This is a genomic window from Pseudomonas sp. KB_15, assembly GCF_052114525.1.
GTDB lineage: Bacteria > Pseudomonadota > Gammaproteobacteria > Pseudomonadales > Pseudomonadaceae > Aquipseudomonas.
The window spans coordinates 1-12748 of the sequence record NZ_JBFREX010000002.1 but is presented as its reverse complement, the minus strand read 5'-3'; the positions used below and the strand labels follow the sequence as shown (position 1 = coordinate 12748).

The window sequence follows — 12748 nt, the reverse complement described above, 5'->3', positions numbered from 1 at the left end:
TAGTTAGGGTGCACACTGAGGTCGACTGGTGGCTCTATGCTAGCACCACTTTTCCGTTACATGAGTGTTGTACGTCAATAATCTGCAATGTGAGTTCATTCAGTTTGTGACTGGGCGGTCAGGCTTCGGCCTTTAAAGTCGCGCTGTGCCGGGGGCAAAGTGCTTGAATCAGGGCACTTGAGGGAAGTGGGGTGGCAATTGGCGAGTGGCTGACATTGGGCCGTTCATGGTTTTTTGCCAGTGCTGGTCGGCCCGGTTTCTTTCCCCTCAGGGGATCGGGGATTCCCTGAGGGGGCAATCCAAACCATAAGGGGGATTTCGATGGCCGCAGGGGCGTCAGGTGCGCAGGAACTCTTTTCATTCGCAAGCCCGGTAATTTTCCCCATCGATGCAATGGCGGGTGCCGGGCCAAGGCACGTTGTTGTATGGTTGTGGTCGAACCGTGAACTCAAGAGCTTGAAAGGATATCGCCATGCTGGACTGGAAGAACCGCACAGGCAGTGCGCCTGAACGTGCCCCTGAACCGAAGTCGGAGACCCGCAGTTACCTGGGCGGTCTGTTGTTCAGCCGGGCGCTGGCCACTCTGCTGGGCATCTACCTGTTGGTGGCGAGTGTCCTGGGCTGGTACTGGAGCCAGGAACCGGCACTGTTCCCGGTCCAGCAAACCGCCCAACTGGCCGCCGAGAAAGAAGGCAAGCAGATGGTCGTCGGCTACACCACGGTGGAAACCCTCAAGACCGTCGCCGGTACCTTGCTGACCAAGCCGGGTGGCTATATTTCCAACGACCGATTCCCGCCAGGCCTGTGGATGGACAACATGCCGAGCTGGGAATACGGCGTGCTGGTGCAGGTCCGCGACCTGAGCCGTGCACTGCGTAAAGACTTCGCCCGTTCGCAGTCGCAGTCCGCCGAAGACGCCGACCTGGCCAAGGCCGAGCCGCGTTTCAACTTCGACAACAAGAGCTGGGTGCTGCCGTCCAGTGAGTCCGAGTACCAGGAAGGCATCAACTCCCTGAGCCGCTATCAGGCGCGCCTGTCCGATCCGAACCAGAAGAGCGCGCTGTTCTATGCCCGCGCCGACAACCTGAACAACTGGCTGGGTGACGTCGGCACTCGTCTGGGTTCGCTGTCGCAACGGCTGTCGGCCAGTGTGGGCCGGGTCAAGCTCAACACTGCGCTGAAGACCGAGGTCGTGGCACCGGGCGTGGCGCCGCAGGTCGACGAGGAAATCGTCGAGACTCCATGGTTGCAGATCGACAACGTGTTCTATGAAGCCCGCGGTCAGGCCTGGGCCTTGTCGCACTTGCTGCGCGCCATCGAAGTCGACTTCGCCGATGTGCTGGCCAAGAAAAACGCCACGGTCAGCGTGCGCCAGATCATTCGTGAACTGGAAGCGTCGCAGGAGCCGGTGTGGAGCCCGATGATCCTCAATGGCAGCGGCTTCGGTGTGCTGGCCAACCACTCGCTGGTCATGGCCAACTACATTTCCCGGGCCAACGCCGCGGTGATCGATTTGCGTCAATTGCTCAATCAGGGCTGAGTCATGGTTGATAACTCTGTCGATGGAATGCGAGAGGCCGCACACCGTGCGGCTTCCGATGCCGAACAGATCGCCTGGGTCGACGAGCAGGACAACCTGCTCGGCGCCCTGGTCCGTTCTGATTTGCGCGAGCGCGGGCTGATCGGGCGCGGCACCTACATTATGTTGTTCAACTCCGCTGGCGAGCTGTGCGTGCATCGCCGCACCCTGAGCAAGGCGATCTATCCCGGTTACTGGGACGTGGCGGCGGGGGGCATGGTGCTCGCCAGCGAAACCTACGCCGAGTCGGCGGCCCGGGAGCTGGAAGAAGAGCTGGGCGTGAGTGGCGTGGAGCTGACGGCCCATGACCATTTCTTCTTCGAGGACACTGGCAATCGCCTGTGGTGCTCGGCGTTCTCGGCGGTGTGGGACGGCCCGTTGACCCTGCAACCGGAAGAGGTGCTGGAAGCGCGCTTTATCCCCATCGATCAGGTCATGCTGGAGATCGAGCAAAAGCCTTACTGCCCGGACTCTCTGGCGGCGTTGAAGCGCTATCTGAAGGCTCAACAAAGCAACGTCGCAAAACAGCTATAAATTGGCGCCGATTGGCTCTTAGCAATCGGCGTTTTTGCCGTTACACTGCGCGACCTTTTTAAACTGAACCGGTATTGCTGGTTGTTGCTGTAGGAGCGAGCTCGCTCGCGATGGACGTCAACGATAACGCGGGCATCCAGAATGAACGCGTCGCTTTTGAGTTCATCGCGAGCGAGCTCGCTCCTACAGTGAAATGAATGTCGTACCGTTTCAGTAGCGCTGCCCCTGCCTGAGTGGGGCTTCGCGGTCGATAGCCTTCCCAAGTGCTGCGACCAGTCTTTGTCCTCCGAAGAGGATTGCCGGTGGCCAAAAAAGCCGCATCCTTCGCCGCCCTGGGCGGCCTGGTATTTTCCACCGACGCAGGTCGTCATTGCCCGGAATGCAGTAAACCGGTGGACGCCTGCATCTGCAAACAGACCGTTATCCCGGCCGGCGACGGCATCGCGCGCGTGCGTCGCGAAAGCAAGGGCCGTGGCGGCAAGACGGTGACCACCATCACTGGCGTGCCATTGGCTGAAGACGCGCTCAAGGAACTGGCCACGACGTTGAAGAAACGCTGTGGGACCGGTGGGGCGTTGAAAGACGGTGTCATCGAAATCCAGGGCGATCATGTCGAGCTACTCTTGGCAGAACTGATCAAGCTCGGTTTCAAAGCGAAGAAGTCCGGCGGCTAGCAGCCTCTGTGAAAACCACCCTCGGCTTGATCCGGTCCTGATGGCATTCAGGTCTGGCGTCGTCCACATGGTTTTCACAGAGCCTGTTCATGACCGGTTTCTAAACTCACTGCGGTCGGCGGGGTCTATTGCCTCGTTGACGAACCGTCATTTTCATTCTTTAGACTGCGCCGGCCTGAACCCAGGCGACGCACTATGACTTCTTTATAGGGGACTTCGATGTCCGTACGACGCACACGCAAAGACGATGGCAGCCAATGGACAGTTGCGGACAGCCGCAGTGTTTACGGGATTCGCCATTGGGGGGCCGGGTATTTCGCGATCAATGACGCCGGTCGCGTCGAAGTTCGTCCGAACGGTCCGAGCAGCTCGCCTATCGACCTGTTCGAGCAAGTCGACCAGCTGCGCAAAAGCGGCCTGTCCTTGCCGTTGCTGGTCCGTTTTCCGGACATCCTGCAAGACCGCGTGCGTCAGCTGACGGGCGCATTCGACGCCAACATCGAGCGTCTGGAATACCAGAGCAAGTACACCGCGCTGTACCCGATCAAGGTGAACCAGCAGGAAGCGGTGATCGAAAACATCATCGCCACCCAGAACGTTTCCATCGGTCTGGAAGCCGGCTCCAAGCCTGAACTGCTGGCCGTGCTGGCGCTGGCGCCGAAGGGCGGCACCATCGTTTGCAACGGCTATAAGGATCGTGAGTTCATTCGCCTGGCGTTGATGGGCCAGAAGCTCGGCCACAACGTGTTCATCGTGATCGAGAAAGAATCCGAAGTCGGCCTGGTGATCGAAGAAGCGGCCTCGCTCAAGGTCAAGCCACAAGTCGGCCTGCGCGTGCGGCTGTCGTCCCTGGCATCGAGCAAGTGGGCGGACACCGGCGGCGAGAAATCCAAGTTCGGTCTGTCGGCGGCGCAACTGCTGTCGGTGGTCGAGCGTTTCCGCGCGGCCGGCCTGGACCAGGGCGTTCGCCTGCTGCACTTCCATATGGGTTCGCAGATCGCCAACCTCGCTGACTACCAGCACGGCTTCAAGGAAGCGATCCGTTACTACGGCGAATTGCGTAACCTCGGCCTGCCGGTGGACCACATCGACGTCGGCGGTGGCCTGGGCGTGGACTACGACGGTACGCACTCGCGTAACGCCAGTTCGATCAACTACGACATGGACGATTACGCCGGCGTCGTGGTCGGGATGCTCAAGGAATTCTGCGATGCGCAGAGCCTGCCGCACCCGCACATCTTCTCCGAAAGCGGCCGCTCCCTGACCGCGCACCACGCCATGCTGGTGGTGCAGGTGACCGACGTCGAGAAGCACAACGACGACGTGCCGCAGATCGAAAACAAGGAATCGCTGCCGGAAACCGTGCAGTGGCTGGTGGACCTGCTGGGCCCGACCGACATCGAGATGGTCACCGAAACCTACTGGCGCGCCACGCACTACATGAGCGATGTCGCCGCCCAGTACGCCGACGGCAAGCTGACCCTGGCCGAGAAGGCCCTGGCCGAGCAATGCTACTTCGCCGTGTGCCGTCGCCTGCACAACTCGTTGAAGGCGCGTCAGCGTTCCCACCGTCAGGTGCTGGACGAACTCAACGACAAACTGGCCGACAAGTACATCTGCAACTTCTCGGTGTTCCAGAGCCTGCCGGACACCTGGGCCATCGACCAGGTCCTGCCGATCATCCCGCTGCATCGCCTCGACGAAGAGCCGCTGCGTCGTGCGGTACTGCAGGACCTGACCTGTGACTCCGACGGCAAGATCAACCAGTACGTCGACGAGCAGAGCATCGAAACCAGTTTGCCGGTGCACGCCCTGAACGAAGGTGAGGATTACTTGCTGGGTGTGTTCCTGGTCGGTGCCTACCAGGAAATTCTTGGCGACATGCACAACCTGTTCGGTGACACCGACTCGGTGAACATCTACCAGAACGCCGACGGCAGCGTGTACCACGCCGGTATCGAAACCCACGACACCATCGAAGACATGCTGCGTTATGTGCACTTGTCGCCGGAGGAACTGATGACTCACTACCGCGACAAGTGCGCCAGTGCCCGCATCAGCGCAACCGAGCGCACGCAGTTCCTCGATGCCTTGCGTCTGGGGCTGACCCGTTCGTCTTACCTGTCTTCCTGAGGTAAGCCTCACGCTCATCAGGTTGTCTGAAAATGTTCCGTTCGCTGCGGAAATTTCAGATGACCTGGTGCGGCAATTCTCCTATTCCAGACGAAATTTCCCGCGTCTCGACGACCCAACGCATTTGGTCTTCTTTTCACGTAGGTTATTTCCTAATTTGTATTTCGGCACTCTACTCGGCCATGTCTCTCAGCGAGAATCCCCGGCCGCCCCTCCTGTAGAGAAACCCCGATGTTCAATCCAGTCAGCGAACCGTCATTTCGTCTGGATGTAGCAGGTCTGCCCGACTCCTTTGAGGTCCTGGCCTTTACCGGTAGAGAAGCCATCAGCGAGCCGTTCGTGTTCGACCTGGAACTGCTGATCGATGACCCGGTGCTTGACCTCGCCAGTTTGCTGTACCGCCCGGCCTCGTTGCATTTCGGACCAGCCGGAAGTCACGTGCATGGACAATTGCATGAACTCGTCCAGCGTGACCATGCCTCGGGACCCCGACTCTGCCAGGTGCGTCTGGGGCCAAAACTGGCTTGCCTGGCCCAGCGCTTCAGCCAACGAATCTTCAGCGCCCGTTCAGTGCCGCAAATCCTCGACCAGGTGCTCAAGGAGCACGGCATTACCGGCAAAGATCGACGCCTGGCGCTGAGCGGCGAATACCCGCCCCGGGATTTTTGCACGCAATATCGAGAGTCAGACCTGCAGTTTCTCCAGCGACTGTGCGCCCAGGAACGGCTTCACTACCACTTTGAACACCGGGCCCGCGGGCACTGTGTGGTATTTGGGGATGATCAGCAGCATTTTCCATCCGGCGAACCTGCGGTATTGCGCAGTGAGGGCGACCGGCCGGCGGTGCGGCAGTTCGAACGTCAGCGTTGCGGTGGGACAGCGGCGCAGTGTGCCGAATGCCGGACGGACCTGGCGACCTTGCGTAGCGGTCGGCTGATGCCGCTGTCCGGTCATCCGGTTGCCGATTGCAATCGGCTCTGGCTGCTGACCCACGTTGAGCATTGGGGCAGCCAGGATGCGACGACGCCATATTACAATCAGGCCCGTGCGCTGCACTGGCCGACACTCTTCGAACCGCCCTGCATGACGGTCAAACCACAGATGCATAGCCTGCAACGGGCGTGGGTCGTCGAGGTCGATGAACCAGGCCCTGACCCGGCAAGGCCGGTCGCGGTGCAATTCGAGTGGCTGTATCAGGGCGAAGGGGCAGCGCCCAGCCATTGCTGGTTACCCCTGGCCAGGCAGTTGCAGGCCTCGACGTTCTCGCCATTGCGGGAAGGGACCGAACTGGTCGTGGGTTTTGTCGAGGGCGATCCCGATCAACCGCAGATAACCGGGTTGCTGCATGCGCCGACAACGGTCGAAGTGACGGACGCTGACACCCCCCAGCCCAGTTGCACCCATGATGAGGGCCTGGAGCAATGGTTGCGGTCGGGGGAGCCATTGCTGGTGTTGTGCCTGCTGCCCGGCGGTGGCAGTTTCAACCATTGCGCACAGGCGTTGTGCACCTGTCGTCTGGCGACACAGCTTGGCCAGAGCTCTGGAGCATGATCGCCACACGCATGCCCGAGGCACCCCCGCAGTGGCTGTTGCTGGATGTGCCGGGCACGCCACAGGCGGGTGTCGCACTTCGGCAGATGTTTGCGCAAGCCCGGTGCTCCGGGTTGTTCGAAGGTACGGAGTGGCATGCGCTGCATGAGCTGGGGCCGGTCCTGGTCGATCTGCGCACCTGCCCGGCACTGGCCGATCTGTGCATCGTCGACGGACAACGCTGGCCCGGATTGCTGATGGCCAGCGAGGCCAGCTCTTCGTCGTTGCTCGCGCATTTGCGGCGCATGCTCACGGTAACGCTTGGCCTGCATCGGGCCCTTTTGAGCTACTACAACCCGATCACGGCCAGCTATTTTTTCGATGCCTGCGATGCCGCTGAACTGAGTCGCTGGCTAGGACCCATCCACCAGTTACGCTGGTTCGGCGGCAGTTGGGCCGACCGCGCGACGGGATCTGAAGGCTGGCAACGCTTGTCCAACCCGGGGCTGGCGGTCAGCCCGTTGGCAGTCGAGGAGAGCCTCAGCGCCGCGCAACAGGGAAAACTGCAAACCTGCCTGCTCGAACAGTATGCCTGGCGCTGGAACCAATCCACCGGTGCCGATTTCTCCCGTCTGTGGGCCTATGTGCAGGAGGGGGTGGCGCTGGGTTTCAGCGAGCGCCCGGTGCTTGATGGCTGGATATGGCTACGCTTGCAGTATCCCGACGCCGTCCCCGTGCAGCCATTGCCGGGCAGGACTCAGCAGGAGCGCTTCGAAAGCCTGCGTCGCCTGTGGCAGAACAACCCACCCTGGCCATGAGGTCGAAATTGATGACGCGGCCTGTTCGCCGGCTGTTACGCCTGGCATTCGCTGGCCTGATGTTGGCCATGATGAGCGCCTGTTCGCCGCTGAAAATACTCAATGCCTTGACCCCCGGCGGTTCCTTTGACGAGACCGAGGGCATTGCCTATGGCAGCGATCCACGGCAAAAGCTGGATGTGTATGTGCCACGCAAACCCCGACCGAATACCCCGGTGGTGGTGTTTTTCTACGGTGGTAGCTGGAACAGCGGTTCACGCAGCGACTACAGCTTTGTCGGCGAGGCATTGGCTTCGCGGGGCATCGTCGCGGTGCTGGCGGACTATCGTTTGTATCCACAGGTGCGCTATCCGTTGTTCCTCGAAGACTGCGCCAAAGCGGTGGCCTGGACTCATGAACACATTCGCCAGTATTCCGGTGACCCGCAACAGCTGTACCTGATGGGCCACAGTTCCGGGGCCTACAACGCCGCAATGCTGGCACTGGACCCCGGCCTGCTGGCGGCAGTGGGCATGTCGCCCCATGATCTGCGCGGCTGGATAGGCCTGGCCGGGCCTTATGATTTTCTGCCGATCAAGAATCCGGAGGTGCGCCCGGTGTTTTTCTGGCCGGACTCACCACCGCGCTCACAGCCGATCAACCATGTCAGCCGAGGGGCTCCGCCGGCATTGCTGATGGCATCAACAGACGATGAGCTGGTCAACCCGACCCGCAACACTGGCGGTCTAGCCATCAAGTTGCGTGAGGCAGGGGTGCCGGTGCAGGACCTGTACTTCTCCCGTACCAGTCACGCCTCGCTGGTGGCCACGTTGTCCCGTCCGTTGCGTGGACTGGCGCCGGTCCTGGATGAAGTCTCGGCGTTTGTCGGGGCCACGCCCGTTCAGTGAATGCCGCCGGCGAACCAGCCATCATTGCGGCGCAGGCGCCAGGCGATCACGCCGAGGGTCAGGCTGCGCAGCAGCATGAACAACAGAAAGGTTATCCACAGGCCATGGTTGCCCCCGCCTTGCAGTGCCCAGCCGAAAGGCAGCACCAGCGCCACGGTCAGCAGCATGCCGTTGCGCATTTCCCTGGCGCGGGTGGCGCCGATGAAAAGACCGTCGAGCAGGTAACTCCAGACGGCAATCAGCGGCAGTACGGCGAGATAGGGCAGGTAGATGAACGCGGTGTCGCGCACACTCTGAATGTCGGTCTGCATCTCGATGAACAGATGCCCGGCGAACAGAAACAGTGCGGCAAAACCCAGGCTCGCCAGCAACGACCAGCCGCCAGCCACCACCAATGAACGGCGCAGGGCATCGCGGTCGCGGGCGCCGAGAGCATGTCCGCACAGGGCTTCGACGGCGTGGGCCAGGCCATCGAGGGCGTGGGCGGTCAGCAGCAAACCGTTGAGCAGCAAGGCATTGGCAGCGACCGTGGCGTCGCCCAGCCGCGCGCCTTGCACGGTGATCAGGAAAAACACCGATTGCAGCGCCAGGCTGCGGATGAAGATGTCGCGGTTGACCGCCAGCAATGGCCGCCAACTCTGCCACAGCGTCAATGCCGCCCAGGCGATATGCCCGGGATAGGCGCGCAGGGCTTTGCGGGTCATCAGCAAGCCGATCAGCGCCCCCGTCCATTCGGCAATGACCGAAGCCCGGGCCGCACCGACCACGCCCCATTCCAGGCCGAGAACGAACCACAGGTTCAGGGCAATGTTAACCAGGTTGGTGCTCAGCAAAATCGCCAGCGGCGCCCGGGCATTCTGGGTGCCGAGGAACCAGCCGACCAGTGCATAACTGGCGAGCGCCGCCGGCAGGCCAAACAGGCGGGTGTGGAAGAACTCGCGGGTCAGATGATCGAGCTCCGCCGACGGTTGCATGAAATGCAGCGCGACCCCGCTCAACGGCACGCCCACCGCACCCAACACCACGGCCAGGCCGATGGCGAGCAACAGGCCTTGCAACAGGATCTGCCGCAAGGCCGCGCCATCCCCGCGCCCGGCCGCCTGGGCGGCGAACCCGGTGGAGCCCATGCGTAGAAACCCCATGGCCCAGGCCAGGAAGGTGTACAGACTGGCGCCGACCGCGACGGCGCCGAGTTGATGGGCGTGGGGCAGGTGACCGATGACGGTACTGTCGACCAGCGCCACCAGCGGTACGGAGATGTTCGAAAGAATCATCGGCGCGGCCAGCGCCCAGACCCGGCGATGGGTAGGGCGATCGCGCCAGTCGGTGGTCAGGTTGGACATGCAGGCTCCTTGGGAGCGGGCATTGTAGCGGCACATCGAGAGCAAACCGCGATCAATTGTGGGAGCGAGCCTGCTCGCGATAGCGGTCTTTCAGTTGAATCAATTTTTGATTTGCCGCCGCCATCGCGAGCAAGCTCGCTCCCACAGGTGTTCGGTGGTGTCAGTGAATAATCCAGCTGAGCAACCAAAGCCCCAGCATCAACCAGATGATTCCCATGATGAATGACGCATTGAGAAAGGCGCGGATCGCCGACCACAGCAGTATCAGCCCGAGGATCAAGGTCACGATGCTGACGATCGAGGTGTCCATGCCCAGCGCCTGGGACAAGCCTTCGACAAAATTGCTGCTGGCGTTGCTCATCAGATTGAACAGCCCACTGAGGCCATCAACGATGAAGCGGATGATCGAGCCGAGTACCTGGCCGAGCCATTCGAAAAAACCTTCTACCTGCATGGAATGGGAATCCTGATTAATGAGAATTGAGTCTTGGGCTGTCGATCATGCTGCCGAGTTCCCACAAGCATAGAGCGTTGCACCGCAACTGTGGGAGCGAGCTTGCTCCGGGCGGCGTTCCGACGAAGGCGGCGGCACATCCAACATTGATGTGTCTGATCCAATGCTTTCGCGAGCAGGCTCGCTCCCACAAAAAACAAACGGGACACTGAGCCGTTGTCACTTGCCATCCTCGGTCATCCCCCCGAAGCTATACGCCTTCAGGAGAGCCCGATGAACCTTGTTGAACTGACCGAACGCCTGCACGCCATCCGTGACCGCAATGACTGGCGGCAATTTCACAGCCCGAAAAACCTGGCCATGGCTGCGAGTGTGGAAATGTCCGAGCTGGTGGAGATTTTCCAGTGGCTGACCGAAGACCAGTCACGCCAGTTACCGGCGGACAAGCTCGCCCACGCCGGGCAGGAAGTCGGTGACATCGTGCTTTATCTGCTGCTGTTGTGCAGCGAGCTGGGCCTGGACATGGAAGCCGTGGTGCGCAGCAAACTGGCGGACAGCGAACGGAGGTTCAGCTGATGAGCGACCGTCATTTCGATCAACTGGCGACCCGTTTCGCCGAAAAAATCTACGGCGGTGCCAAAGGTGCCATCCGTCTGGCGGTGTTGCAGGCCGATCTGGCCGAAATCTTGCCCGACCGGCCGCTGCGTGTTCTGGATATCGGCGCCGGACTTGGCCACATGTCGTTGTGGCTGGCCCAGCGCGGCCATCAGGTGACCCTCGCCGAGCCTGCCGAGCCGATGCTCGAAGGCGCCCGTCAACGCTTTGCCGAAGCCGGGCAGAGCGCCACGTTCATTCAGGCACCGTGGCAGGAACTGCTCGGGCAGCTCACCGAGCCCTACGACCTGGTGCTGTGTCATGCCGTGCTGGAATGGCTGGCCGAACCCCACGCCATCCTGCCGGTGCTGCATCAACTGACCAAGGCGGACGGCTGGCTGTCCCTGGCGTTCTACAACCGCGACGCGCTGATTTATCGCAACTTGCTCAAGGGCCATTTCCGCAAGATGCGCAAGAACGACATGGCCGGCGAAAAGCAGAGCCTGACCCCGCAACAGCCCCTGGATCCGCGCGAGCTGGCGGCGCAACTTGAAGGCCTGTGGCAGGTCGAAAGTCAGAGTGGAGTGCGGGTTTTTCACGATTACATGCCGGTGGAGTTCCAGGCCCGCGCCGAGCTGGTGGACCTGCTGGAAATGGAACTGGCCCACCGTCGTCATCCAAGCTTTGCCGGGCTTGGGCGTTACTTGCACTGGATCTGTCGGCCTGTCTGATCGGAGCACGAAATGAAAAATCATTCAGGTGTACTGGTGTTCTGCCTGGGACTGGCCGCTTGTCAGGGCAGCAACCCTTATGTCGCCACGTCCAACCCTTTGCCACCGGCGCCACCCCAGGCCGCCACCACCTTTGACCGCAGCGCTTACCCGGCAGCCCCGCGTGACTATGGACGCTACCGCAGTTGGGCATGGCTCAATGGGCATCTGCCAGCGGGCACCGCCTGGGCCGACTCGGCGCAGGTCGCTGAAGCGGTCAGCAATGCGCTGGATCAACGCGGCTTGCGCCCGTTGCACGACAATCGTCCGGCCGACCTGTTTGTCAGTGCCGACCTGCGGATGGAAACCCGCTTGCGTCAGGTTCGGGACGACTATTACGGCGGCGGTTATGGCGGCTACAACGGCTACGGCCCTGGATATGGCGGATACGCCACCGTGCCGATCATCCGTACCTATCAGGAACAGGTCGTGGTTGTGCAGGTGGACATGTTTGACGCCAAAAGCGGTCAGCCGATATGGAGCTCCAGCGCTGAAACCGGCAACCGGGGCAGCGAAAGCGAGCGGGCCGATGCCATACGGGAGGCTGTGGAAAAGGCAATGTCGGCGTATCCTCCTAGTTAGCTTCTTGTAGATAAGAAGCGTTCCACGGGATCATGTCTTCAACCGGAGAATCATCATGTTCCGCCGTTTTGTTTTACTGGCAGTGGCCGCGCTGCTCAGTGCCTGCGCCGCCAACCAGGTCAATCATGACTTCGACGCCAGCCGCGACTTTGCTGCCTATCGCAGCTGGAGCTGGAAAGAACCCGCCCTGCAATACCGTCCCGATGATCCACGGATCAAGAGCGACCTGACCGAACAGCGCGTCCGCCAGGCAGTTGCCGATCAACTGGATCAGCGCGGTTTGCGCCCGGCCGCCGCGGGTGCCAAGGGTGACTTGAATGTACAGACCTACCTGATCGTCGAAGAGCGGCAACAACAGGTGACCACCAATTACGGCGGTGGGTGGGGCAACCCGTGGTATGGCTACTACGGCGCACCGATGTACAACGAAACCCGCAATGTCAGCTACAAAGTGGCGACCATCCAGATCGACTTGCTCGATGGCAAGGACGGCAAACTGGTGTGGCGCGGCAGTGACGAACAGATACTCAGCCGCACGCCGAACCCGACGGATCGTCGCGATGCCATCTGGGAAACGGTTACGCGGATATTGGCCAACTATCCACCGCACTTATCCTAGAATCAGCCTGCCATTCAACCCCTGTGCGCCCACAGGGGTTTTTTTTGGATGGTGTACATATCCATTGCTGCGGTGACGGCGGCTGGCGGTTTCGCCCTTACGGCGACTCACTTTTTTTACAAGCGCCTAAAAAAAGTAAGCAAAAAAACGCTCGCCCCTGACGTACGGCCCCTCGCTTAGGCTCGGGGTTCCTTCGCTCCGGCATTCATCCGGGGGCATCGCCTCCGGTCG

At 61.1% G+C, this 12748-nt stretch carries 13 protein-coding genes; 11 read left to right on the top strand and 2 right to left on the bottom strand.

Features of this window, described 5'->3' with window-relative positions; genetic code table 11:
• The first annotated feature begins 472 nt into the window (after nt 1-472).
• The 7 genes from AB4Z35_RS02535 (at nt 473) to AB4Z35_RS02505 (ending at nt 8155) form a co-directional block, all read left to right on the top strand.
• The gene (locus AB4Z35_RS02535; RefSeq protein WP_442095916.1) at nt 473-1540 is read left to right on the top strand and encodes a DUF2333 family protein; all 1068 of its coding nucleotides are present in this window, start codon (nt 473-475) and stop codon (nt 1538-1540) included.
• A gap of 3 nt (nt 1541-1543) precedes the next feature.
• On the top strand, nt 1544-2113 hold the full coding sequence (locus tag AB4Z35_RS02530) for an NUDIX hydrolase (RefSeq protein ID WP_007994219.1): 570 nt from the start codon (nt 1544-1546) through the stop codon (nt 2111-2113).
• Nucleotides 2114-2415: 302 nt separating this feature from the next.
• Nucleotides 2416-2787, top strand: a complete 372-nt coding sequence (locus AB4Z35_RS02525; RefSeq protein ID WP_007991289.1) for a translation initiation factor Sui1 — start codon at nt 2416-2418, stop codon at nt 2785-2787.
• Nucleotides 2788-3006: 219 nt separating this feature from the next.
• A complete protein-coding gene (speA, locus tag AB4Z35_RS02520) occupies nt 3007-4920 on the top strand; it encodes an arginine decarboxylase (RefSeq protein ID WP_007994217.1) in 1914 nt (637 codons plus the stop codon).
• A 231-nt stretch (nt 4921-5151) separates the two neighbouring features.
• Entirely contained in the window at nt 5152-6471 is a 1320-nt protein-coding gene (locus AB4Z35_RS02515; protein WP_442095915.1) for a type VI secretion system Vgr family protein, read from the top strand.
• A complete protein-coding gene (locus AB4Z35_RS02510; protein ID WP_442095914.1) occupies nt 6468-7268 on the top strand; it encodes a DUF4123 domain-containing protein in 801 nt (266 codons plus the stop codon). The genes AB4Z35_RS02515 and AB4Z35_RS02510 overlap by 4 nt, the downstream gene beginning before the upstream one ends.
• Nucleotides 7269-7279: 11 nt before the next feature.
• The gene (locus tag AB4Z35_RS02505) at nt 7280-8155 is read left to right on the top strand and encodes an alpha/beta hydrolase (RefSeq protein WP_442095913.1); all 876 of its coding nucleotides are present in this window, start codon (nt 7280-7282) and stop codon (nt 8153-8155) included.
• Here AB4Z35_RS02505 and AB4Z35_RS02500 read toward each other — a convergent pair.
• Both AB4Z35_RS02500 and AB4Z35_RS02495 read right to left on the bottom strand, forming a co-directional pair.
• A complete protein-coding gene (locus AB4Z35_RS02500) occupies nt 8149-9498 on the bottom strand; it encodes an MATE family efflux transporter (RefSeq protein ID WP_442095912.1) in 1350 nt (449 codons plus the stop codon). The genes AB4Z35_RS02505 and AB4Z35_RS02500 overlap by 7 nt on opposite strands.
• 160 nt (nt 9499-9658) lie before the next feature.
• The gene (locus AB4Z35_RS02495) at nt 9659-9952 is read right to left on the bottom strand and encodes a hypothetical protein (protein WP_007994207.1); all 294 of its coding nucleotides are present in this window, start codon (nt 9950-9952) and stop codon (nt 9659-9661) included.
• Between the two features lie 273 nt (nt 9953-10225).
• Here AB4Z35_RS02495 and AB4Z35_RS02490 point away from each other — a divergent pair, with 273 nt between their 5' ends.
• From AB4Z35_RS02490 to AB4Z35_RS02475, 4 genes are read left to right on the top strand one after another with little or no spacing between them, the layout of a single operon-like run.
• Nucleotides 10226-10528, top strand: a complete 303-nt coding sequence (locus AB4Z35_RS02490) for a MazG-like family protein (RefSeq protein WP_007971343.1) — start codon at nt 10226-10228, stop codon at nt 10526-10528.
• Nucleotides 10528-11277 (top strand): methyltransferase domain-containing protein, encoded by a 750-nt coding sequence (locus AB4Z35_RS02485; protein WP_007994202.1) that lies wholly within the window; start codon nt 10528-10530, stop codon nt 11275-11277. The genes AB4Z35_RS02490 and AB4Z35_RS02485 overlap by 1 nt, the downstream gene beginning before the upstream one ends.
• A 12-nt stretch (nt 11278-11289) precedes the next feature.
• Nucleotides 11290-11898, top strand: a complete 609-nt coding sequence (locus AB4Z35_RS02480) for a DUF4136 domain-containing protein (RefSeq protein ID WP_007994199.1) — start codon at nt 11290-11292, stop codon at nt 11896-11898.
• Between the two features lie 55 nt (nt 11899-11953).
• On the top strand, nt 11954-12517 hold the full coding sequence (locus tag AB4Z35_RS02475; RefSeq protein ID WP_007994198.1) for a DUF4136 domain-containing protein: 564 nt from the start codon (nt 11954-11956) through the stop codon (nt 12515-12517).
• Nucleotides 12518-12748 lie beyond the last annotated feature (231 nt).